This window comes from Streptomyces sp. A 4/2 (genome assembly GCF_940670765.1).
GTDB lineage: Bacteria > Actinomycetota > Actinomycetes > Streptomycetales > Streptomycetaceae > Streptomyces.
Genome location: NZ_CALNVW010000043.1, coordinates 31929 through 54380, shown reverse-complemented (window position 1 = coordinate 54380; position 22452 = coordinate 31929). Strand labels below are relative to the sequence as shown.

Below are 22452 nucleotides of genomic sequence, written 5' to 3'. Positions count from 1 at the left end.
CACAGGTCAGGAAAGTCTTGTCACTGCTGTTCAGTTGACACCCTCGTTCCGGCCTGCACATCGCAGGCCTCATGGAACCGTTCCAGCACGAGCTCCACCAATTCCGGTGCGTCACCCAGCGGTTCGGAGACGCCCACCGCTCCGGCTGCGGTCGACGAGTCGGCCGCCCGGCGGAACAGCAGGCCAGGAGCAAAGCAATAGGACGCGACCACGATCCGGCTCGCACCCGCGAGGCGTAGTTGCGCCACCGCTTCCCCGGGTGTCGGCGAAGCGGTCGACGCGAAACCGGCCAGGCACGGCAGACCGAGGTCCGCACCCAACGCGGATGCCATTGCGGTCACCGAGGCATACGCGCCACGGTCGCTGCTGCCCGCAGCAACGACCACCACTGCGTCGAACGCGACGTTCAACTCGACGAGGCGACGCCGCAGCGCCGCTACCAGCCGCCCGTCGGGCACCCCCTGAGAACTGCCCAACACCGGCGTCACGATCGGCACCAGGGCCGACGTGTCGGACAGCGCCCTGGGCAGGTCGACCCGGGCGTGAAAAGCAGACGTCAACAGCAGCGGCACCACGATCACACGATCGTGTCCCGTCTCGGCGAGCGTGCGCACCACGTGACGGGCCCTGGGGCGGGCGTACCGAAGATACGCGACCTCGACCCGACAGGCCCGTGACAGCCTGACCGCGCGGGCGAGCGTACGAGTGGACTCCTGCGACTGGGGGTCGAGGCTGCCGTGCGCCAACAGGAGCATCGCGGTGCCGGCCGACTCCGCGACCTGTGGGTGCGGCGTCTCGATCAGGTTGGTCACTGTCGTACCACTCTCGTATGCAGGCGTGGATCCAATGAGTGATGAAGAGCCTACTGTCCGTGATGCACGGGTCGGCCGCCCCCGACCCCGTGGTCCGTGTCCGGATTGGTCCCTGCGGAGGGTTTTGCGGAACTGCAAGGTGACAGGGCATCGAGTGGATAGGGTGGTTTACCTTCATGCTCAGCTATTCGCAGGGGAACGTGACATGACGACGGCTCAGCCTCCGACCGGCCGGATGTGGCAGGTACGCCTGGACCCCGACAGTCGTCACCGGGCACCGGCGGTCGTGCTCGTCTGCAGTCGGCCCGCATGCCGCCCGCAGAGTCATGCCACCGCCCGCCAGGGGCGCGAGGCTGCTGTCGCCCACATCAGAGCCCACCTGTCGGCGTCCGGTGGCCCCCGGCCCGGTGCGTACTGTGCCTGCCGTGCCGCCGAGTGCTCCTGGCACAGCGCCGAGGCACCGCGACGGTCCCAGGCTGCCGTGCCGGGATCGCGGTGCGGGGGCGCGGTGGTGCTGGCAGTGACCACCGACCGGCAGGGCCGGCTGTGGCGTCTCGCGGAAATCTGCAGCCGGTGTGCGGCCTCGGTCCCGGACTGCCGGGTCCTGGCCACCGCGCCCACCCCCGCCCCGGTCTCGGGGTCCGCTCCCGAAGCCGCACCGTCCCAGCGGCCGGGGGTCGCACCGGGCGGCTTCATCGCGCCGACGTCGGACCGGGCGCCTCAGCCGCACACCTTGGCCGCCCGTACCAACACACGGACCGTCGTACGGCCCCGGGCGGCCAGGAGAGCGGGGAAGATCGCCCAGCGCACGATCCCCGCCAACCTCACCCCGTCAGCCCTGCGGGACGAACTCCTCGCGCTGGGGGACGAGTTCCGGGCCTATCAGTCCGGCGAGGTGATCGATCTGGAGCACCTGGCCGCCCTGCACGAGAGGAAGGCTGTCGCGTTCGGCCAGTGGGCCGACGTCGCCGGTGATGTCGGGCTTCGGGCCGAGGCCAGCAGGGCGCGGGACGCCGCCCGCACCACACGGGAGATGCACCAGGCCCGTCGTAACCGCGAGGTCCATCTCCCCGGACCGGCGCCCGCCCCGGACGCCGACCCCACGACCGAGGCCGCAGTCGTAGTGAAGGAGCGGCTGTTGACCGCCGGTCAGGGGCGCGCGGCCCGCGGAGTCCTGGCGTACCTCACCGACCGGCGGATCGGCACCACCCCCGAGGCCCGCCTGGTGGCCCTGATGTTCACCCTGCGCTCCGCCCGCGGGGGCATCGGCAACATTGTCGGCCAGGACCTGACCAGCTGGCGCATCAGCGACCCGCTGGCCATCCTGGCCGAACTCCAGGACACCGGCTGGCTCCAGCTCACCGCTGCGCCCGAGACGGTACTCACCGCCAGAGCGGAAGAACCTGTCCAGATCACGCTGCCCGACTTCCTGCCCGGCGCCGCGGCGCCCCTCGCGCTCAGCAAAGCCGCTCGCCCACGGATCTCGGGCTGGGCCCAGCGCATCGTCAGCGACAAGAAGATGCGCAAGAAGAACGCCCCGGCCGCAGCCCGCCTCCTCGCGCTCTACACGGCTGCGCACGCCCGGTCGGACGGACAACTCGCCGCCCCCGGCCTGCCCCTGACCGAAGTCGCCACGTTCTGCGCCCTTGATGCCCCGGGAGAGCTGACGGCGCTCCTCGACCCCCTGGCCGATGCCGACTGGCTCACCGGAGCCGAGAGCACGGACGGACACCTTCGCGGACAGCTCACCGGACGCACCGGGATCTTCGTTCCCACTCCCGAGAGCTGAGGCACAACACCGACACCCTTCTTGTACAGGTCGACCCGGCCCGCGACGTCCCCCCGCCCGGAACCTGACCCGCCAGGGCGACCGCGGCGCGCCCCCACCCGGGGCAGGTTCGCGGGACACGGCGAAGAATTTTGCCGCATCGGAAAACTTGCCCATTCGGCAACGTTTGTTTACGGTGGCTCCATGACACAGGGAGACGACGCCCGCATCGGACTGCGGGAGCGCAAGAAGCGGGAGACCCGCGTCGCGCTGAGCCGGGCCACCATCGGGCTGTGCGTCCAGCGAGGGTGGGACAACGTGACGGTGGAGGACATCGCCGCCACGGCGAACGTGTCCGTACGCACCTTCCGCAACTACTTCTCCGGTAAGGCCGAGGCGATCGCCGCCGGCCACCTGGAGCGCATGCTGTGCATCGCCGACTCACTGCGCGCGCGGCCGGCCACCGAGCCCTTGTGGGACTCGATCGCCCACGCCGTGCGGACCCAGTTCGTCCCGCAGGGCGGAACCGGCGCGGGTTCCGCCCATGACCAACGCTGGACGGACGGGCTCCGGCTCATGCTGGCCGAACCGGCCCTGCAAGGGGAGGTCGTCAAGGCGAACGCGTCCGCACAGGAGGAACTGGCCAAGGCCGTCGCCGAGCGCACCGGTACCGACGTCACCCATGACGTCTACCCGAAGCTCGTTGCCGCGGTGATCGGCGCGGGCAGCGCCGTGGCCGTGGAGCACTGTCTGCGGGCGGATCCGCCCACCCCGCTCGCCCCGGTGCTGCGCGAGGTGTTCGAACGGATCGCGGCGGGCCTTCCCGCCTCCTGAGCCGACAGGAAGTCCGATCCCGCCCGGTCGGTGCCGGGCTGATCCGTCCTGCCCTTCTCCACCCGTCCAGAAGGAGACACGCTGGTGATCACTGATGTCGTCATCGTCGGAGGCGGCCCGAACGGGCTGATGCTCGCCTGCGAACTGGCCTTGGCCGGAATTCGGCCGGTCGTACTGGAAAAACTGTCCGTGCCGAGCGAGGAGCCGAAGGCGAACGGGCTGCTCGGCCAGGTCGTCAGGATGATCGACCACCGAGGGCTGTACGAGCGCATCAGCGGCGAACCCGGGCCGCCGCAGCCGAACTCGGCCTACTTCATGTTCGCAGCGATGGGCCTGAACCTGAGCCTGCTGCAGGACAGTCCCGTCCACGGTCTGGCAGCGCCGCAGCAGCACATCGTCCAGGTCCTTCAGGGGCGGGCCGCCGAACTCGGGGTGGAATTCCGGCGGGGACACGAGGTCGTCGGCCTGTCGCAGGACCACACGGCAGCGACCGTGGACATCGCGGGGACGGACGGGACGTACCGGCTGCGGGCCCGTTACGTCGTCGGGGCGGACGGGGCGCGCAGCGTCACGCGCAAGCTGTCCGGTATCGGCTTCACCGGCGTCAGTTACGACCGCAGGACCACCCGCACGGCGCACGCCACGGTACCGGCGACATGGGTGGATCCCACGACCGGTGCCCTGAACGTGCCCGGCTACGGACCCGTCCTGCCATTCCTGTCCCACCGCACCGAGCACGGCGGGTTCTCCTACGCGCCCTTCCCCGGTCACCCGCCGCTGGTCAGCACCACCGAGTGGGACCAGCCCAGGACCGAGGCGCCGATGAGCCTCGACGAACTCGGGGCGAGCATCCACCGCGTACTCGGCGCAGATCTGCCCCTGAGCCCGCCCACCGGTGAGGGACCGCACGTGCTGCGCCGGTTGACCGGCGGCAACACCCGGGTCGCCGAGCGCTTCCGGGACCGTCGTGTGTTCCTCGTAGGCGACGCAGCCCACGTCTACGCCGAAGGGGGCGGCCCCGGGCTCAACCTGGGTCTGCAGGACGCGGTCAATCTCGGCTGGAAACTCGCCGCCGCCGTCCTCGGCAACGCCGGGCCCGAACTGCTCGACAGCTACGAGACCGAGCGCCGGCAAGCGGCCCACCGCATGGTCGTCAACGCCCAGGCGCAGAGCGCGCTGAGCGCCCCCGGCAGCGACGTCACCGCGCTGCGTGAGCTGTTCACCGAACTTCTCGGCCACCCGAGCACCGTCCAGCACCTCGCCGACCTCACGGCGGGCACCGACATCCGCTACGCCATGGGCGGGCCCGACGCCCACCCCCTGGTCGGCCGGTTCGTACCGGACATGGAACTGAGCACTCCGGCCGGTGCGGTCCGGCTGGCGGAACTCACCACCAGCGCACGGCCACTGCTGCTCGACCTGACCGAGGACGCATCAGTCGCGCAGGCGTTCGCGCACTGCCGCGATCAGGTGGACATCGTCACCGCGCAACCCGGGCCCGCCGCCCCTGCGGTCACCGCCCTGCTGCTGCGCCCCGACTGCTACGTGGCATGGGCAACAGCCCTGCCGCACCCCGACCCGGCCGACCTGGACGCCCTCCGGACAGCCGCCCAGCGCTGGTTCGGCGTCACCGAACCCGCCCGCTGCGAGCCGGAACCCCTCGGAACGACCTGAGGGTCGACGAGGGGCCCCGGGCGGCAGGACGAACGCCGGTACCACCTATGAGGCGTTCCCCGCCCGGAAGTTCCCGTCACCGGGTCCACCGGGTGGGCACGGGCCGGACTCGCCCTCATCGCGTGGCGGCTGCTCGACGACCAGGACCTGTCCGGTCGATCTTCGCCGGGCCCGGAACGTCGGGGTGCCGTCAGGAGCTGCGGCTGCCCTGGCGGGTCGCGGCGAAGCGGGACGGGGGCATCCCGAAGGCGCGCGTGAAGGCAGCGGTGAACGCGGCGGGAGAGGCGTAGCCGAGACGGCCGCCGACCTCGCTGACCGAGGCGGTGCGCAGCAGCGGGACGGCCGCGAGCAGACGGGCGCGGGCCCGCCAGGCGGCGGGGCTGTCACCGGTCTCGGAGCGGAAGCGCCGGGTGAAGGCCCGTTCACTCATGGCCACCCTCGCGGCCCACCCGGTGTTGGTGACGCCGGCATCGGGGGCTGCCAGGTACGCGCGGCAGAGCCCCGCGAGATCCGCGGAGGCGGGAATCCCGACGTGGAACGGGAGCGGGGAGCGCTCGGCGATCTCGTACAGGAGGAGCGCGGCGATGCTTCCCTCGCGCCCGGAAAGGCGGTAGTCGGCCTCGAACTCGACGGCGGCCAGGAGCAGTTCGCGCAGCAGCGGCGAAACGTCCACGACCGTGCAGGAGACGGGCCACCAGGGGACGGCGTCCGGCTCGATGTACAGACTCCGGGTACTCACCCCCATCATGCGGACCCGGTGCCGGGTGGCGGCCGGAATCAGTACGGCGCGCTCGGGCGGGACGGTCCAGCTGCCCTCGGCGGTGTCGACGACCATGACGCCGGTGGCGCCGTAGAGGAACTGCGCGCGCCGGTGCTCGTGCCAGTCCAGTACATGGCCGGGCGGGTAGTCGGTGCCGATCGGCAGGACGGCCCGGTCGACGTGGTCGACGCCGTCCAGCGAGACGTTCTTCACCCGGCCATTCTACTGGCCGAGACGCGAAGGAATGGTGCCGACCATCGCATGCGGGAAGCCTGTGGGGGCTGGTGAAGTGGAACCCATGGACGTTGTGGGATTGATCGGGATCGGGCTCCTCACCGGAGTGACGACCGTGTTGTTCGGTTTCGGCGGCGGGTTCGTCGCGGTGCCGGTCGTGGTGTGGGTGGACGCCACGCTCGGCGCGGACGCGATGCGGGTGGCGACGGCCACCTCCGCCCTGGTGATGGTGGTGAACGCGGGGTTCGCGACGGCCGTCACACCGCGGCGGGTGCTTCTCGCCCTCCGCGGCAGCGGCCCGCTGCTCCTGCTGCTGGCGGTCGGGGCCTCGGCCGGCTCGCTCGCCACCCGCTTCACCCCGGCCGGTCCGGCCCGCTGGGCGTTCGTCGCGTACATCGTTCTCACCATTGCCGACCTGCTTCTGCGGCCCGGCTTCCTGCGCCCGCGCACCCGGGCCGAGGCGGCCTCCGAAGCTCCGCGTCCGCTGTCGGCCGTCCTCGGTGCGCCGGTCGGCGCGGTCGCCGCCTTCCTCGGTGTGGGAGGCAGCGTCATGACCGTTCCCGCGATGCGGCGGGCCGGGCACACGATGCACGTGGCGACGGCGCTGGCCAACCCTCTGACCCTCGCCATCGCGTTGCCTGCCACCGCACTGTCCCTGGGCGGCGCCGCGGTCCCGGCCGCCGCGGACGCGCACGTGCACCTGGTGGGTCTCATCGACCTCCGCGCCGCCTCGGCGCTGCTCCTCGGGGCTCTGCCCGTGATCGCGGTGCTGCGGCGGCGCCCGCCGCGGATCCCCGACCGCACCTACGCCTGGGCGTACACGGGGCTGCTCGCCACGGTGACGGTCGCGATGCTGCTCCCGGTCTAGGCCGTCGGTCTGTCAGTCCGTCGGTCCGTCGGTCCGTCGGTCCGTCGGTCCGTCGGTCCGTCGGTCCAGACCTTGTCCGACCCTGGTCCGCCGGAGAGGACCTACTCGTCCCGCACCCACGGCCGCAGTTTCTCCGGATTGCGGACCGCCCAGATCCGGGTGACGCGCCCGTCGGTGACATCGAACGAGGCAACGGTCATGACGGCGCCCGCACGCTGGGCCACCAGGCCCGGCACACCGTTGACCGACCGCTCCAGGAGTTCGAGGCCCGGAGCCCTGTCGGCGATGGCGACCATGTACTGGGCGATGCGCGCGCCGCCTTCGATCGGGCGCAGGACGGTACCGACCAGGCCGCCGCCGTCGGCGGTCATCACGGCGGCCGGGTCGAGGAGTTCGACGAGGGCCGCGATGTCCTTGGTCTCCCATGCCTCTTTGACCTGCCGCACCACACCGGCCTGCCCTGCCGCCGTCACCGGAGTCCGCTCGACGCGCACCCGCCGCCGGGCGGAGGCCGCGAGCTGCTTGCAGGCCGCTGGGGTCCGGCCGAGGACGCCGGCGATCTCGGCGAAGGGGTACCGGAAGACGTCGTGCAGGACGAATGCCACTCGCTCGGCGGGTGTCATCGACTCCAGGACGACGAGGAAGGCCATGGTCACCGATTCGTCCAGAACCATCTGGTCGGCCGGGTCGGTGTCATGGCCGTGGTCCCGCTCGGCGTGGTCGGGCAGCGGATCGGGCAGCCATGCGCCGACATAGCGTTCGCGCCGGGCCCGCGCCGAGCCGAGCACGTCCAGGCAGATGCGGCCGGTCACCGTCGTCAGCCAGGCGCCGGGGGACACGATCTCGTCCTGCCGACTCCGTGGCAGCGCGTACCAGCGCGCGTAGGCCTCCTGTACGGCGTCCTCGGACTCGGCCAGCGAACCGAGCAACCGGTAGGCGACATTGATCAGTTGGCGCCGCTCACCGGCCGTCCCGTCGGTGCTCGTCCCAGCCGTCCCCATGCTCCCGACCGCCTCCTCGCCTTACCTTTCGCACGCCCGCGTCGTCGGGCTGGTGAGACCTTATCGATCTACCGCCCTCCGGGCGGAAAAGAGGACCGAGGCATGGCAACCCAGGCGGCGGCACAACGGCGCTTCTCGTTTCTGCAGATCGCGATCGCCCTGCAGACGCTCACCATCTTCCTTCAAGCGGTCTCCGCCGGACTGCTGCTGACCTCGTCGTACGGAGAGACGCTGCACAGTGCCGGAGCCCGTGTGATGTACGGGGCGTCGATGCTGTACGTGCTCGCGGCGGTGCTGGCGTGGAAGCCGGGCGGCGGGTCGCCCCGGCCCGTCTGGCACGCGTCCGGTTTCCTCGTCCTCGCCTCGGTCCAGGTCGTGCTGGGCATCGCGCACATACCGTCGGTCCATCTCCCCCTGGGTGTCCTGATGTTCGGACTGAGCGTGCTGGCGCTGACGCGGCGCCACACACACTGAGGATCACCGGTGCTTGAACTCCTCGATGGCCGCCCGGACCGTCTCCCCCAGGGTGTCGCTCCCGGAGTGCCCCGAGTCCTCGATGATGTGGAGCCGCGCGCCCGGCCACACCTTCGCCAGCTCCCACACCGTCTGCACCGGACAGCCCATGTCGTGCCGGCCATGGACCAGCACCGCCGGGATACCGGCCAGCTTGTGTGCGTCCCGGATCAGTTGCTCCTCCTCCAGCCACGCACCGTTGCTGAAGAAGTGGGCACAGATCCGGACGAACGCGATCTGCGCTTCGATGTCGCGATCGCTGTACATGCCGGGTACACCGTTGGGTTCGTTCGAGATGACGGCGTCCTCCCAGGCGAGCCAATCGGCAGCGGCCCTCTCCCGGACCGACCGGTCGGGGTGCTCCATCAGGCGCGCGTAGGCCGCGAGCAGGTCGCCGCCGCGCTCGGCCTCGGGGACGCCGTCCCGGAACCGGTCCCACGCCTCGGGGTAGAACCACCCGGCGCCCCGGTAGAGCCAGTCGATCTCGGTGCGGCGGGCCGTCGTCACCGACTGGACGACCATCTCGCTGACCCGCTCGGGGTGCTGTTGCGCGTATGCCAGGGCGAGGGTCGTCCCCCAGGAGGCGCCGTTCAGCAGCCACCGCTCGATGCCCAGGTGTTCGCGCAGCCGCTCCATGTCGTCGATCAGGTGCTGCGTGGTGTTCAGACTCATGTCCGCCACCGGGTCGCCGGCGTGCGGGGTGCTGCGGCCGCAGTTCCGCTGGTCGAAGCGGATGACGCGGTAGCACTCGGGGTCCCAGGCCCTCGTCGGCCGCCGCGGCGCTCCCCCGCCCGGACCTCCGTGAATGTTCAGGGCAGGCTTGCCCTCAGGGTTCCCGAGCTGCTCGTAGTAGATGCGGTTGCCGTCTCCGGTGTCGAGAAATCCATGGTCGTAGGGGCTGGTGGGAGGGTAGAAATCAACCATGGGCGTCGACCCTACAGAACGATCGTGGTTGAGCGCCTTCCCTTTCAACACGCCTTGTGGAAACAGGCGTTGCGCTGGCGTTCGCGCTCACCCCGCCCATCTCCGAAATGGGCGTCAGGCCGCCTGCCGGGAAACCGGCAGGTCGCGCGCCCGGCCGACATCTCCGTACTGCCACCTGCGTCGCCGACGTACTGTCGAGGGGAACGCTGCTCCCAGGACGAGCCACTCTCGTGCAGCGGTGACCGGTGGACATGCCCTGCGCCATCGTGTCGACCCATGCCAGGGCCTCATCGGATCGGACTTCGTCACCCTCGACGAGTGGTTGCGCCGCATCTTCCAGGCGCCCCCGCCGCTCGGCTCCGTCTGAACCCGTCGCGCTGCGTTCGAAAACCCGCATGCGCCGCCCCACGGAGTTCTGGGAACATGCCCGGATGTCCCATCCTCTCGACCCCCTGGTCATCCGGCACGCTCGGCGTCTGCCCGCCCCCTCCGGACCTGCCGGGCACGGCGATGTCGCGGCGCGGCAGTTCGATGTCGCGCTGATGTCCGTGGGCTTCAAGCTCTCGTCGGCCCTGCTGGAGCATCTGTCGGGGCTGTCCGAGGAAACCGTCGTCGACACCGCCACGCGCACGCTGGAGAACGTCCGCGAGATCACCGGTGCCCACGTCCAGCACAACGTCTACTTCCTCGACTTCCCCGCCAACGTGCCGGACACCTTCGACTTCTGGACGCGGTGCATCGCCGAGGCGCTCGCCGACGACGCCTCGCGTGACGGCACCCTCGCCCAGCTCCGTACCGGTGTGGTCGACCTGCTGACCCTGCCCTCGTACGGCACCTACCAGCACACGTACGCCGAGATGCTGGCCGCTCACGACGAGTTGATCGCCGCCGCGGGCGACCGCACGACGGTCCTGCATCTGGGCGGCGCCCCGGACGACGAGGTCACCGCTCTGTACCTGGCCCTGGCCGGCAGCACCACCCCACTCGGCGAGGAGGGTCTGCGCGACCTCCGTTCGCTGGCCGAGCACTGCGTGGACAGCGCCCAGCCCGAGGCGATCCCCGTACGGGAGAACCGCGCCGTCATCAACGTCGTCCGCCTGCACGCCGGGCGGGACCTCCTGCTGGACACCGTCACCGACGTGCTGCGGCTGGCCTGTGCGCTCTCCGGCGGTGACCTGACCCTCGTGGAACCGACCCGCTTCCGGGTCTCGGCCCGGCGGGTCCGCCGCGCGCTGCTCGCCGGACTCGACTCGGTGATCGAGAAGGCCCCCGCCAAACTCGCCGACGTATCCACGCACCGTGAGGCGTTCAAGCGCCTCGGTGAGCGCCTCCACCCGCACGAGTACCCGCAATGGCCGTACGCCGCCGACGTGTTCGCCGTCGCCCGCGGCGAGAAGGAGGCCCGGTCCTTCGACAGCCACCTCGAAGAACTGCTCGGCGCGAACGACATCCTCGGGGCGGTGCGTCTGCTGACGGCCGCCCCGGGCAAACTGTTCCGCTCCCTGGACCGGCTGCTACGCACGTGCCTCACCCAGGAGGAACGCGACGCTGTCGTAGCCGCCGCCGAACAGGTCGCTCCGCAGGTCTCCGGCCGGGTCCTGCTGTCGGTGCGCGAGCACCTGCACAACCGGGCCCGGGAGACCGGCGAGCGCCGCGTCTTCGTCAACAGCCGTGGCAGGGCCTGGGTCACCGCCGACAACCGCCCCCTCGTGCTGCCGCCCGAGCGCATCCGCCTCATCGACATCCTTGACTCCGAGACGCGCCGCCGCCTGCCCGACCCGGGGCACCTGCTCATCGACCCCGACATCCTCGATGTCGCGCTGCCGCTCAGCGGCAAGGCGACGGCTGCCGGACTCGGCGTGCTGCCACGTGGCTCCCTCTCGCCCGTCGAGGGGGAACTGCTGCGATTCTTCGTCCACTGGAAGCAGAAGAGCCACGACACCGACTTCGACCTGTCGGCGCTGATGCTCGACTCCGAGTACGCGACAGTCTGCTGGCTCTCGTACACCGCCCTCACCGAGGTCGAGGGCGAACACTCCGGCGACATCACGGAAGCGCCCGAAGGCGCATCGGAGTTCATCGACCTGCGGCTGAACGCCGTGCGTGGCACCTTCATCGTCCCGCAGGTCAACATCTTCTCGGGCGAGAGCTTCGAAACCGTCGAGGAGTCGTTCTTCGGCTTCATGCTGCGCGGTGCCGAGCAGCGGGGCCGCCCCTTCGAGCCGCGCACCGTACGCATGAAGTCCGAGGTCCGCGGGCCGGGCAGGGTCGCGCTGCCGATGGCCTTCCTGCGCGGGCACGACGGCCGCTGGCGCGCCAAGTGGCTCCACCTGTACCTCCAGGGCAACCCGAGCGCCAACCGGGTCGAGGAGAACCGGGTGTCGGTCGCCACGCTGCTGCGCGGCATCGTCGAGCGCGAGTACCTGACGGTCCGTCACCTCATCGATCTGATGGCCGACCGTGCCACGGCCACCACACTGTGGGACGGCTCGACGGTCCCGGACGGCCCCGTCACCTACATCGGCATGGAACGCCCGGACGGCCTGCACCCCGATTCCCGGACGATCACTCCGGAAAATCTGCGTGCCCTGATCCCGGGCTGACTGCTACCGTTGGCCCGGGCGAGGCCATGGACGGACTTCCTTCTCACCTCACTGAAATTAGTCCCTCCGCTTTCCTTGCCCCCGACGTCACGCCGGAGTGCCTAACAGCACTCCGGCGTCGTCGTCTCCCGAAGCCGGCATCGGCCCGGACTGCCCCTACGACGCACGAAGACGCCCGGTCCGCGACATGCGGACGACGACGGTCCCCCGCTCCAGATCCACCGTCGTCCGGTTCGGCGGCGCCCCGTCCTCCTCGTCGTCCCGCATCACGAGTGCCGATTGCCGTTCCTTCAGTTCGTTCTGCTTCCCCGCCGACATGGTCGCGTGCAGTTGCTCGAACCCGGTTGCCGATATCTGGCCCTGCCGCGCCCAGTTCCGCCACGGCAGGACGCCGGCCCGCCCGGCGCGCAACAACAACTGGTCGACGAAGGCCAGCACGGTCAGCAGGATGACCAGTCCTGGCAGAGTCATGAAGACGACGAATTCCATACCCCCAGTATCGCGGCGCGTCCCAGGATCACCCCTGGTGGTGCGGAGAACTTCCGGGGCCGGGCCCACGGGGGACAGCTGGGGTAGCGACCGTCTCACGGGACCCGGAGGGCGAATACGGACGGCTCAGTGGCTGTGATGGCGGTCGAGGAGGCGTTCGTGGGCGGGGGTGAACAACGCCCGTCCGGTGCCGATGGCCAGATCCTCGGCGCCGGGAGCAGCTGGTGGTGGTGCCGTCGGGACCGCTGACGGGTCGGGGTGGCTGATGGCGGTCAGGAGTCGGGTGAGTGCCTGTGCGCGGGCGTGGATGGTGCCGCCGCGACCGGGGCCTGCGAGTTCCTCGTGGGTGATGACGCAGACCGCCGGATGGTGCAGCAGCCATCGGCTGCGACGCGCTTCTTCCGTACCGGGGAAGCCGGGGTCGGTCAGCGCGAGAGTGATGCGGGCGTCCAGAGTGGGCAGGGCGGTGAGGATGTCGCGGTAGACGAGGTGCTCGGGCAGCGAGCCCACGGGGTCTGCGGGCTGGGTGAGGGCGCGGATCTGGCCGACGATCCGGTCGCGGATGTCCCGGTGGTGGAAGACGAGGGGAGGCCGGCCGTCGGCGTGCCGGTTCAGATGCCGGGACTGCGCCGCCTGCGGGTCGCTGGTGAGCCAGCTGTCCAGCAAGACGACGGCGTCGTGGCCGGTGCCCCGTTCGTGCTCCGTGTGCGCGAGGGCGTGGACGGCCACCCCTGAGCGGGGGTTCAGGGCCAGGGCCTGTCCGGCCAGCTCGTACGCCTCCTGGATGCGGCCCTGTTCGGCCCGGATCGCGGCCAGCCAGCTCACCCACGCCCAGTTGTCCGGGCCGGCCGAGGCCGTCTGCTCCTCGACCAGGGCGTCGCCGTACGCACGGTAGACGGGGTCTCCGCAGGCGTGGAAGGCCCCCAGCATCAGCCCGGCCACCTCGTCGGCGGGCCACCGGACGAAGTGCGCCGCCAGGTGGTCGGCCGTCAGTCGGTACTGCCGGTGCGAGAAGAGGAACACGCCGTACACCAGGCTCGCTTCCCGCTCACCTGCGGTCTGCGCGTCCCGGTGTGCGACCACCAACTGCTCCTTGAGTGCCGCGTCGCCCAGACTGTCGCAGGTCGCCAGGGTCAGCCTCGCGACACCGCACGCCGGATCCGAGGCCGTCCACCGGCGGAGCAGAGGCAGCGCCCGACCGCCCAGCGCCAGCAGCTCCGCGAGCGCACGTTCCCCCACCAGCGCGCCCTCCGCGACGCTCGGCGCCGTCCGGTCGGTCGTTCGCCACTCGCCCATCCCGGCAGGTCAGACGCTGGAGCCGAAAACGGCGGTACAGACGATGCCGCTGGAGCCGCAGTGGTTGCGTGGCAGGCTCAACGGCAGAGCGGCGTGGTTGCCGCCGCCCACTCCGCTCCCGGTCACCGTGGCACCGGCAGCGCGCACCCCGTGGTCCTGGTTGACGCAGGCGTTGCCGAACACCGCGTCACCGACCCCGATGACGCTCGCGTGCGCGGCACCGGCCGGAAGCAGCGTGGCCCCTGCCACCGCACCCAGCACCGCGGCTCGCACACCGGCCTTCGCCGCCTTGCTGCCCGTACCCAGCATGTCCACCTTCATCGAGTTCCTCCCCGCCCGGGACAGGCCCCGGTGCTCGTACAGACCGTGCCCGCCGTGTCTCACGGGATGCGGCCCGATCCACGTCGACCGGGCCGCATCCCGATCAACGACCGGCCTCGAACCCCGACACGGCGGACACCCGAACGGGTCGGTGCCGCCGTGTCCTCGTGCCCTGATGTATGGGGTGGACGACAGGTGGGGCGTGACTGGTGGTCACCGCCCGCCCCCAACTCCGGTACAGCCGTCCCGACCCACTTCGAGAAGGGCGGCCCCGGCACACCGAGGAGCGGCAGACTTGTCGCTCCGGGCCATGTGTAGCGGGCACGTGGCCGAAGACGGGGGCGGAGTGCGTCGGTGGATCTCAGCTCAGTGATCATCGCGGTGGCGGGTGTCGCAGGAACCCTGGGGGGATCGCTCCTCACCCAGCGCGGCTCCGAACGAGCGAAGCGCCGGGAAATAGATCTTGTTCGTAGTCATGAGGAGATGCGCGAGAACCGTTCACTGCGGCGCACCTGTTACACAGATCTCAACCGTGACGCCCGGCAGTTCACCACCGCGCTCAATCACCACCTGCACGTCTTGAGGGAACGCGGCGCGGAGGACGCCGACATCGACGCACTCGACAAGGCGAAGAACGCGCACCGCGACCGCTACTCCGAAGCACAGATGATCGCTCCCGAAGCGGTACTCGGACGGGCGAGTGCCGTCAACCAGGCCCTGACCAAGGTCTACGGGCAGGTCAAGCGCCTGGAGCAGGATGCTCCCGGACCGGGCGAAGCGATGGAGACGGCGAGCCGGGCCCAGTACGAGATCTGGGACGTGCTCCGTGCGATGAGACGCGCCATGCGTGACGACCTCGGCGTGTGATTCACCATGATCCGCTCCGGCCGGTCACCACCCGTGCCGTCGGCTCCGGCCGGGCTAGGCTCACGGTACGAAAACCACCTGGTCAACGGGCGGACAGAAGGAGTTGAACCCAGACATGAAGGTACTGATCTCGGGCGGGGCCGGGTACATCGGCAGCACGGTCTCCTCCGCCTGCCTGGACGCGGGCATCACACCGGTGATCCTGGACAGTCTGGTGACGGGCCGTCGGGAGTTCGCCGAGGACCGCGCGTTCTACCAGGGCGACATCGCTGACGGCGAGCTGGTGGACCGGATCTTCGTCGAACACCCGGACATCGAGGCGGTCGTGCACTGCGCGGCGCTGATCGTGGTGCCCGATTCGGTCGCTGACCCGATCGGTTACTACCGGGCGAACGTGGCCAAGAGCCTGGATTTCGCCGGTCACCTGATCCGCAACGGCTGCCAGAAGATGATCTTCAGCTCCTCCGGCTCGATCTATCTGCCGGGCGAGGACTTCAGCGTGGACGAGGAGTCCGGGATCGCGCCGCAGAGCCCGTACGCGCGCACCAAAGCGGTCTGCGAGGGCATGTTCGCCGACATCGCGGCCACACAGCCGATCCGGATCCTGTCCCTGCGCTACTTCAACCCGATCGGCGCGGACCCCGAGCTGCGCACCGGTCTCCAGTTGCGGCGGCCCAGTCACGCGCTCGGCAAGCTGATCGAGGCACATGACGAGGGTGTGCCGTTCCGGATCACCGGGAACGGCTGGCCCACCCGGGACGGTTCCGGCATCCGCGACTACGTGCACGTCTGGGACCTGGCCACCGCGCACGTGGCCGCGCTCCAGCGGTTCGAGGCCGCGCTGGACGGCGCCAGGTCCTCGGTGATCAACCTCGGCACCGGTACGGGCACCACCGTCACCGAGTTGGTCGACGCCTTCAACAGCGTGGTCACCCCGCCGGTCGCGGTGGTCGAGACCGGCCCGCGGCCGGGCGACGTGGCAGGCGCCTTCACCCGCAGCGACCGGGCCGAGCAGTTGCTCGGCTGGGTGCCGAAGTTCAGCGTCGCGGAAGGCATCCGCGACTCGCTGCGCTGGGCCGGGGTCCGCGACCAGCGGCTCGCCGGGTAGCTCCGCGGCACCCCGGCCCCACAGCGCAGCCCCGAGGGCCCGGTATCCGTCGGGTGTCGCCGTCCGGGCATCACCGTAAGGACAGGTACCGCCCGTGGTGACAGATACCGCCCGGCTGTGCCCGATGTCTACGGTGCGGCCCGGTGCAGCCTCTCGGTGATCGCGTTGACTGGCGCCCAGCTGAAGACCATTGCCGGGCCGATGGTCGCCCCCGGACCCGGATAGGTCGCACCCATCACCGCCGCCGCGCAGTTTCCCGAGGCGTACAGTCCGTCGACGGGTGTGCCGTCCTCCCGCAGCACCCGCGCGTCGGGGTCGGTGATCAGCCCGCCCTTGGTGCCGATGTCCCCGGGGTGGACGGGGACCGCGTAGAAGGGGCCCTTCGCCAAGGGTGCCAGGTTGGGGTTGGGGAGGGTCGGGTCGCCGTAGTAGCGGTCGTAGACGCTGTCACCCCGGCCGAAGTCCTCATCCTTGGCGGCGGCTGCGAAGCCGTTGAAACGGCTTACGGTGGCGGGCAGTTCGGGCGCCCCGAGCTGCCCGGCCAGTTGGTCGAGAGTCGGCGCCTGCCGCAGGAAGCCGCTCTCCCGCCAGGCCTTCGGGAAGGGCTGTCCGGGGAGGAGGCCGGCGAAGATGTAGCGGGCCCTGGAGGAGGCGTCGAGGATCATCCAGGACGGGACGGTGGTCGCGTCGGGGCGGTCACAGGCATACATGCGGTCCACGAAATCGTGGTACGGGGCGGCCTCGTTGGCGTACCGCTCCCCCGCCGCGTTGACGATCACCATGCCGGGGATGCCCCGGTCCGCGACCAGGAAGAACGGCTTCTCCCCGGGCGGGCAGAGCGACGGCGCACCCCACACCTTGTCGAGCAGGCCGGTAGCGGCGCCCAGTTCCTCGCCGAGCAGCAGCGCGTCGCCGGTCTGGCCCTCCGAGGCGTGGGTCCAGTCGGCCGAGGTCGGTGCGGGCAGGTACTTCTCGCGCAGCCGCTGGTCGTGCGAGAAGCCGCCGGAGGCGAGCACCACACCGCCCCTGGCGTGGATCGTCTGTTCCCGGCCGTCGCGCTGGACCCGTATGCCGGTCACCTTGCCGTCCTGCGTGACGAGACCGGTGAGCGGGGTCCGCAGCCACAGTTCGCCGCCGAGTCTGTCGTACGACAGCCGCATCCGGGCGATCAGTGCCTCGCCGAGCGAGAGCAGTTTCCGTCCCCTGAGCAGCGCCCCGGCCGCACGTCCGGCCAAGCGGAGCGCCTTGCGGCGGCCCGCCCAGGTGCGGCCCGACATGTTCAGAAAGCGGAAGTCGTACGAGGTGATGGTGAGGCCGTACGTGGGAAGTCCCGCCCGGCGCAGGGTGTGCCGGGCCTCGCCGAGCCGCTTGAGGTCGACGATCCGTGGTTCGACGGAGCGGCCGAGGGCCATGCCGCCGAGCCGCTCCGGGTAGTAGTCCGAGTAGCCCGGGGTGTACATGAAGCGCACCTCGGTCTTCTGGTGGAACTCCTCGACCATGCGGGGCCCGTGGGTCAGATAGGCGTCCTTGCGTGCGCCCGGTACCCGGTCCCCGACGGTGGCGTCGAGGTACGCGCGGGCCTTCTCGCGTGTGTCGCCGAGTGCGGCGGCGTCCAGGTGGAAGTTGCCGGGGACCCATATCGCACCACCGGACAGTGCGGTGGAACCGCCGTAGCGGTCGGTCTTCTCGACGATCAGCGCGGTCAGGCCGCGCAGCCTGGCAGTGATCGCGGCGGCGAATCCGGCGGCGCCGGAGCCGACGACCACCACGTCGTACGTGCACGGGTGTTCCTGGGAAGCCATCTCAGCTGCTCCTCTCTCCTGCGGCGTCGGCCGGCATCAGAACGTCCCCTGTCCGTAAGCGCTCCGGAAGTACAGCAGCGGGCTGCCGTCCTCGCGGGCGTCGAGGTCCAGGACGCGGGCGGTGACGACGTAGTGGTCACCGGCCTCGTGTGTCCCGTACAGCTCGCAGTCGATGGTGGCGAGGGCGCCGTCGAGGCGGACACCACCGTGGTCCGAGGGCGTCCAGTCGACGCCCGCGAATTTGTCGTCGCCGCTGCGGCCGAGCGCCGTGCACACCGCCTGCTGGTCCCCGGCGAGGACGTTGACCGTGAAACGCCCGGCGGCCTCGATCCTCGGCCAGCTGGACGAGGTCCTGCCGACGCAGAGCAGGACCAGCGGCGGATCCAGGGAGAGCGAGGCGAAGGACTGGCAGACCAGGCCCGCCGGCCGGCCGGTGCTGTCGACGGCGGCGACGACCGTGAGGCCGCTGGCGAACCGGCCGAGCACCTCCCTGAAGTCGTCCTGGGAGATCAGCCGTTCCACTGGTGGCCCCAGAAGCTGTCCGCGGTGATCTCCTTGGCGGTCCAGGCCGCCGGGTCGACGATCAGGCCGTCCCAGCCGTACTCGACCTGGAAGCCGCCCGGGGCTGCGGCGTAGAAGGAGACCATGTGGTCGTTGGAGTGGCGGCCGAGGGTGGACGCGATCGGGATGCCCGCCTTGTTCATCCGGTCCAGGCAGAAGCCGACGTCGTCGAGGGTCTCCAGTTCGACCATGAAGTGGACGATGCCGGGCGGCAGTGCGCCGGGGTAGAGCCCGAGGCTGTGGTGGCGCTGGTTGGGGCTGAGAAAGTTCATCCAGTAGAAGTCGCGGCCGGGTTCACCGGTCGGTACGGCGGCGGGCGGCAGCTTCATGCGGTCACGGAGCTGGAAGCCCAGGATGTTCTCGTAGAAGTCGGCGGTGGTCTCCATGTCCGGGGCGGGCAGGACGACATGGCCGAGGCCGAGCCGGTCGCCGGTGACGAAGCGGTTGCCGTACGGGGTGTGGAGCGGGGTGTGGTCCTGGGCCTGGCCCCAGTACAGCTCCAGGGGGTTTCCGGCGGGGTCCTCGAAGTGGATGAGCCCCTGGACTCGGCGCTCGGCGAGCGTCGCGTCGTCGGCGGCCTTGACGGTGACGCCGGCCGCTTCGAGCTCGGCTGCGGCCTCCGCCAGGGCGCGGGCGCCCGCCACTTCGAAGCCCGCGCAGAGCAGGCGGTCGGCCTCGTCCGCGACGAAGGAGAGGCGGCGGATCCGGTCGTCCATACGGGCGTTGAGGACGGTGTCCGTGGAGTCGGCGCCTTCGGCCATGCCCAGGATGTCGAGGACGTACGTACGCCATTCGGCGAGGTCGGTGGTCCCGATGCGCAGGTAGCCCAGCGAGCGAATGTCCATGATGAACCCCTCAGTGGGATCAGTGGGATCAGCGGAGTCAGTGGGATCGGTGAGAGAAGAAGTCGATGGCCAGGCGGTTGAACTCGTCGAAGCGTTCCGTCTGGGCCCAGTGGCCGCAGTGCGGGAAGACGTGCAGGCGCGCGTCGGGAATCGTCTTGAGGGCGAGCAGGGCGCCGTCGAGCGGATTGACCCTGTCCTCCCGCCCCCAGGTGAGCAGCGTCGGCTGGGTGATGCGGTGGGCCTCGCGCCACAGCATGGTGCCCTCGGGCCACTTGGCGAACGCGGCGGCCATCCGGGCGTTGCCCAGCCTGGCGTCGGGGTCGGTGGCCTGCGCGTACCGCTCCTCGACGAAGTCGTCGGTGACGATCGAGGAGTCGTGGGCGAGCGTGGTGAGGAAGGTCCGCATCTGCTCACGGGTCGGCTCGGCGGCCAGCGAGAAGGCGAAGAGCTGCTTGATGCCTTCGGTCGGATCGGGTGCGAAGAGGTTGACCGAGATGCCGCCGGGGCCCATCAGGACCAGCTTGGCGACCTTCTCCGGGTGGTCGAGGGCGAGGCGGGTCACGGTTCCGCCGCCGAGCGAGTTCCCGACGAAGTACGCCTGCGGAATGCCGAGTTCGTCCAGGAGCGCGGCCACGGCGTGCGCGGCGAAGCTGAAGTAGTCGCGGTCGGGTTCGGTCTTGTCGGAGCGGCCGAAGCAGGGCTGGTCGATCAGGAGGGTGCGGAAGTGCTGGGCGAAGACGGGCAGGTTGCGGCCGAAGTTCGACCAGGCCGAGGCGCCGGGCCCGCCACCGTGCAGCAGCACGGCCACGGGCGCGTCCGCGGGTCCGGCCTCGTGGTAGTGCAGGGTCAGGCCGCCCGCCTCTGCGGTACGTGAGGTGTTCTCGGGGGTGAGGGTCACAGGGGTGCTCACAGCATCGGGTCCTGGATGTCGAGGCCGAGGGCGGCCTGGCCGTGGAGTACGAGGGCACGCTCGGGGTCGTTGGCCGCGTGACCACGGCCGGTGTGCACGTCGCGCCAGGCGCGCTGGACCGGGTTGGGGCCGGTGCGCATGGCGTTGCCCCCGGCGTTCTCCATCAGCAGGTCCACGGCCGCGACCGAGCGTTCGGTGGCGAGGACCTGGTCGCGGCGGGCACGGGCGCGCAGCAGCATGGAGAGCTCGTCGCCGCGCTCGGCGACGGCGTACATCTCGCCCACGTTGCGCATGAGTTGGAGCCAGGTGGCGTCGACGTCGCTGGACGCGCGGGAGATGCGTACCTGCGCGAAGGGGTCCTCGGCGACCTTCTGGCCGTAGCTGACCCGGAAGCGCTCACGGGTGGCGGCGGTGTACGACTCGTACGCGCCCTGGGCGATGCCGACGATCGGTGTGGAGATCGTGGTGGTGAAGACGGTGGCGTAGGGGAGCCGGTAGACGGGTTCGGGGTTGAGCGCGTGTCCCGGCACCTTCAGTGCGCTCACCGGGCCGAAGCTCAGCGCGCGGTGCTCGGGCACGAAGGCGTCCTCCACGACGATGTCGTTGGAGCCGGTGCCGCGCAGGCCGACGGTGTCCCAGACGTCGTCGACCCGGTAGTCACCGAGCGGCAGGAGGAAGGTCCGCATGTCGACGGTCCGGCCCTCGTCGTCCGTGACGAGCCCGCCCAGGAGTACCCATTCGGCATGGTCGCAGCCGGAGGAGAAGTGCCAGCGGCCGGTGATCCGGAAGCCGCCGTCGGCAACCGTCACCTTGCCGCTCGGGGCGTACGAGGAGGCGATCCGGGTCAGCGGGGACGTTCCCCACACCTCCTCCTGGGCGCGTGGGTCGAAGAGTGCGACGTGCCAGGGGTGGACGCCCAGGACCGAGGCGACCCAGCCGGTGGAGCCGCAGACCGTCGCGATCTCCTTGACGGCTTCGTAGAAGACCGCGGGGTGCGCGGCGCGCCCTCCGTAGGCCTTCGGCTGGAGCAGCTGGAAGAAGCCCGTCTGCTCCAGTTCCTTGATCGTCTCCTCTGGCACCTTGCGCTGCGCCTCGGCCCGGTCGGTGCGTTCGTGGAGTGCGGGGGCGAGTGCGCGGACTGCCTGAAGGACTTCCTCGTCGCTCATGCGGGTCCCCTTTTCCTGTCTTCGTGAGATCTGCGGGGTGAAGTGCTGAGGACCGTACGACGGTGCACGCGAGCAACGACACCGCCGGTTCCCGCTGAGCGGGAACCCCAAAAGGTATGCCTGAACGAAATACACAGCTCCCGCGTATTCCCTCCGGCCGGAACGCGTGGCAGTGTCCGAGCAACGCCGGAAAACGTCCGGTGACCACACGCAGACCTGGGGGTTTGTCGTGCCCGCACTGGCCGCCACCGCCGAGCGATCACCGCTCTCGCTGCTCGAGAAGGCCGCACGCGTCCTGAGTACGTTCGCCGGCCCCGAGCCCCGGCTCTCCCTCACCGAGGTCGTACGCCGCTCGGGGCTGCCCCGCTCCTCCACCCACCGCATCCTCGACCAGCTGGTGCAGTTGCGCTGGCTGGACCGGGACGGGCGGGACTACCGGCTGGGCATGGGCATGCTGGAGTTGGGGGCGCTCGCCTCGCACCACAACCGGCTGCGCCGCGCCGCGCTCCCGCATCTGCACGCCCTGCACGAGACGACCGGCCACGTGGTGCATCTCGCGGTGCTCGACGCGGGCGAGGTCGTCTGTCTGGAGCGCATCGGCGGATCCGACGACGCGCAGTTGCCGCCCCGGGTGGGGGCCAGGATGCCCGCGTACTGCACGGCGGCGGGCAAGGCGATGCTCGCCTTCGGCACCCAGGCCGACGTCACCGGTGTCCTGGCCGGCGAGCTGCCCGCCCGTACGCCCCGCACCGTGGTCCGCCCCGCCGTCCTGCGCAGTGAACTCGCCGCGACCCGCGAACGCGGGATCGCTTACGACCGTGAGGAGAGCTGGCGCGGCGTCTGCTGTGTCGCCGCGCCGCTGCGCGGGGCCGGGCGGGCCGTGGCCGCGATCTCGGTCACCCGCCGCAGCTCCCATCAGGGCGTCGAGCAGCACGGTCCGGCCGTCCGGGCCTGCGCCGGCACCATCTGGCGTGAGCTGTACGGCCCCGGCCGGGCGGTCCGTGAGCGGACGCGCGGCGTCCGGGACCCGGACATCTCCGAAGGGGCCATGAGCAGCATGATGGGCTGGCTCCGCTTCAGCGAATGGATGTGACGC

22 protein-coding genes are annotated in these 22452 nt (G+C 70.6%); 10 read left to right on the top strand and 12 right to left on the bottom strand.

The window, feature by feature from the left end; translation table 11 throughout:
- Nucleotides 1–20: 20 nt before the first annotated feature.
- Nucleotides 21–812, bottom strand: a complete 792-nt coding sequence (locus NBY69_RS29450) for a sirohydrochlorin chelatase (RefSeq protein ID WP_250304940.1) — start codon at nucleotides 810–812, stop codon at nucleotides 21–23.
- 205 nt (nucleotides 813–1017) lie between these two features.
- On the opposite strand from NBY69_RS29450, the gene NBY69_RS29445 reads away from it, so the two are divergent.
- The 3 genes from NBY69_RS29445 to NBY69_RS29435 all read left to right on the top strand — a co-directional run bounded on the left by NBY69_RS29445 (nucleotide 1018) and on the right by NBY69_RS29435 (nucleotide 5088).
- A complete protein-coding gene (locus NBY69_RS29445; protein WP_250304939.1) occupies nucleotides 1018–2601 on the top strand; it encodes a hypothetical protein in 1584 nt (527 codons plus the stop codon).
- A gap of 183 nt (nucleotides 2602–2784) precedes the next feature.
- Nucleotides 2785–3414: a TetR family transcriptional regulator gene (locus tag NBY69_RS29440; RefSeq protein WP_250304938.1), complete on the top strand. Its 630-nt coding sequence runs from the start codon at nucleotides 2785–2787 to the stop codon at nucleotides 3412–3414.
- A gap of 84 nt (nucleotides 3415–3498) precedes the next feature.
- Nucleotides 3499–5088 (top strand): FAD-dependent monooxygenase, encoded by a 1590-nt coding sequence (locus NBY69_RS29435; protein WP_284349624.1) that lies wholly within the window; start codon nucleotides 3499–3501, stop codon nucleotides 5086–5088.
- Between the two features lie 190 nt (nucleotides 5089–5278).
- Here NBY69_RS29435 and NBY69_RS29430 read toward each other — a convergent pair whose 3' ends face one another.
- On the bottom strand, nucleotides 5279–6061 hold the full coding sequence (locus NBY69_RS29430) for a helix-turn-helix domain-containing protein (protein WP_250304937.1): 783 nt from the start codon (nucleotides 6059–6061) through the stop codon (nucleotides 5279–5281).
- Between the two features lie 85 nt (nucleotides 6062–6146).
- On the opposite strand from NBY69_RS29430, the gene NBY69_RS29425 reads away from it, so the two are divergent.
- Nucleotides 6147–6950 carry a sulfite exporter TauE/SafE family protein gene (locus NBY69_RS29425; protein WP_250304936.1) on the top strand — a complete coding sequence of 268 codons (804 nt, stop codon included), beginning with the start codon at nucleotides 6147–6149 and terminating at the stop codon, nucleotides 6948–6950.
- A 101-nt stretch (nucleotides 6951–7051) separates the two neighbouring features.
- Here the strand turns inward: NBY69_RS29425 and sigJ are convergent, their stop codons facing one another.
- Nucleotides 7052–7951: an RNA polymerase sigma factor SigJ gene (sigJ, locus tag NBY69_RS29420; RefSeq protein ID WP_250304935.1), complete on the bottom strand. Its 900-nt coding sequence runs from the start codon at nucleotides 7949–7951 to the stop codon at nucleotides 7052–7054.
- A 102-nt stretch (nucleotides 7952–8053) separates the two neighbouring features.
- Here sigJ and NBY69_RS29415 point away from each other — a divergent pair, with 102 nt between their 5' ends.
- The gene (locus tag NBY69_RS29415; protein ID WP_250304934.1) at nucleotides 8054–8425 is read left to right on the top strand and encodes a hypothetical protein; all 372 of its coding nucleotides are present in this window, start codon (nucleotides 8054–8056) and stop codon (nucleotides 8423–8425) included.
- A 3-nt stretch (nucleotides 8426–8428) separates the two neighbouring features.
- On the opposite strand, the gene pip is transcribed toward NBY69_RS29415, so the two are convergent.
- Complete coding sequence (pip, locus tag NBY69_RS29410) at nucleotides 8429–9388, bottom strand: prolyl aminopeptidase (protein WP_250304933.1); 960 nt, start codon at nucleotides 9386–9388, stop codon at nucleotides 8429–8431.
- A gap of 238 nt (nucleotides 9389–9626) precedes the next feature.
- Here pip and NBY69_RS37430 point away from each other — a divergent pair, with 238 nt between their 5' ends.
- Both NBY69_RS37430 and NBY69_RS29405 read left to right on the top strand, forming a co-directional pair.
- Complete coding sequence (locus NBY69_RS37430; RefSeq protein ID WP_284349619.1) at nucleotides 9627–9755, top strand: hypothetical protein; 129 nt, start codon at nucleotides 9627–9629, stop codon at nucleotides 9753–9755.
- Between the two features lie 64 nt (nucleotides 9756–9819).
- Complete coding sequence (locus NBY69_RS29405) at nucleotides 9820–11991, top strand: hypothetical protein (RefSeq protein WP_250304932.1); 2172 nt, start codon at nucleotides 9820–9822, stop codon at nucleotides 11989–11991.
- A gap of 156 nt (nucleotides 11992–12147) precedes the next feature.
- Here the strand turns inward: NBY69_RS29405 and NBY69_RS29400 are convergent, their stop codons facing one another.
- From NBY69_RS29400 to NBY69_RS29390, 3 genes are all read right to left on the bottom strand, one after another.
- The gene (locus NBY69_RS29400; protein ID WP_250304931.1) at nucleotides 12148–12480 is read right to left on the bottom strand and encodes a DUF6191 domain-containing protein; all 333 of its coding nucleotides are present in this window, start codon (nucleotides 12478–12480) and stop codon (nucleotides 12148–12150) included.
- 126 nt (nucleotides 12481–12606) lie between these two features.
- Complete coding sequence (locus NBY69_RS29395) at nucleotides 12607–13776, bottom strand: hypothetical protein (protein ID WP_250304930.1); 1170 nt, start codon at nucleotides 13774–13776, stop codon at nucleotides 12607–12609.
- A gap of 9 nt (nucleotides 13777–13785) precedes the next feature.
- Nucleotides 13786–14097, bottom strand: a complete 312-nt coding sequence (locus NBY69_RS29390; protein ID WP_250304929.1) for a chaplin family protein — start codon at nucleotides 14095–14097, stop codon at nucleotides 13786–13788.
- 354 nt (nucleotides 14098–14451) lie between these two features.
- On the opposite strand from NBY69_RS29390, the gene NBY69_RS29385 reads away from it, so the two are divergent.
- Both NBY69_RS29385 and galE read left to right on the top strand, forming a co-directional pair.
- A complete protein-coding gene (locus NBY69_RS29385; protein ID WP_250304928.1) occupies nucleotides 14452–14964 on the top strand; it encodes a hypothetical protein in 513 nt (170 codons plus the stop codon).
- Nucleotides 14965–15079: 115 nt separating this feature from the next.
- Nucleotides 15080–16072: a UDP-glucose 4-epimerase GalE gene (gene galE, locus NBY69_RS29380; RefSeq protein WP_250304927.1), complete on the top strand. Its 993-nt coding sequence runs from the start codon at nucleotides 15080–15082 to the stop codon at nucleotides 16070–16072.
- A 128-nt stretch (nucleotides 16073–16200) separates the two neighbouring features.
- On the opposite strand, the gene NBY69_RS29375 is transcribed toward galE, so the two are convergent.
- Genes NBY69_RS29375 through hsaA form a run of 5 tightly spaced genes read right to left on the bottom strand, consistent with a single transcriptional unit; the run spans nucleotide 16201 to nucleotide 21356 of the window.
- On the bottom strand, nucleotides 16201–17874 hold the full coding sequence (locus tag NBY69_RS29375; protein WP_250304926.1) for an FAD-dependent oxidoreductase: 1674 nt from the start codon (nucleotides 17872–17874) through the stop codon (nucleotides 16201–16203).
- A 36-nt stretch (nucleotides 17875–17910) separates the two neighbouring features.
- The gene (locus tag NBY69_RS29370; protein WP_250304925.1) at nucleotides 17911–18396 is read right to left on the bottom strand and encodes a flavin reductase family protein; all 486 of its coding nucleotides are present in this window, start codon (nucleotides 18394–18396) and stop codon (nucleotides 17911–17913) included.
- Nucleotides 18384–19280, bottom strand: a complete 897-nt coding sequence (locus NBY69_RS29365; protein WP_250304924.1) for a VOC family protein — start codon at nucleotides 19278–19280, stop codon at nucleotides 18384–18386. The genes NBY69_RS29370 and NBY69_RS29365 overlap by 13 nt, the downstream gene beginning before the upstream one ends.
- Before the next feature lie 37 nt (nucleotides 19281–19317).
- The gene (gene hsaD / locus NBY69_RS29360) at nucleotides 19318–20190 is read right to left on the bottom strand and encodes a 4,5:9,10-diseco-3-hydroxy-5,9,17-trioxoandrosta-1(10),2-diene-4-oate hydrolase (RefSeq protein ID WP_250304923.1); all 873 of its coding nucleotides are present in this window, start codon (nucleotides 20188–20190) and stop codon (nucleotides 19318–19320) included.
- On the bottom strand, nucleotides 20187–21356 hold the full coding sequence (gene hsaA / locus NBY69_RS29355; protein ID WP_250304922.1) for a 3-hydroxy-9,10-secoandrosta-1,3,5(10)-triene-9,17-dione monooxygenase oxygenase subunit: 1170 nt from the start codon (nucleotides 21354–21356) through the stop codon (nucleotides 20187–20189). Before hsaA ends, hsaD begins: the two co-directional genes overlap by 4 nt.
- Before the next feature lie 229 nt (nucleotides 21357–21585).
- Here hsaA and NBY69_RS29350 point away from each other — a divergent pair, with 229 nt between their 5' ends.
- Nucleotides 21586–22449, top strand: a complete 864-nt coding sequence (locus NBY69_RS29350) for an IclR family transcriptional regulator (RefSeq protein WP_250304921.1) — start codon at nucleotides 21586–21588, stop codon at nucleotides 22447–22449.
- Nucleotides 22450–22452: the final 3 nt, after the last annotated feature.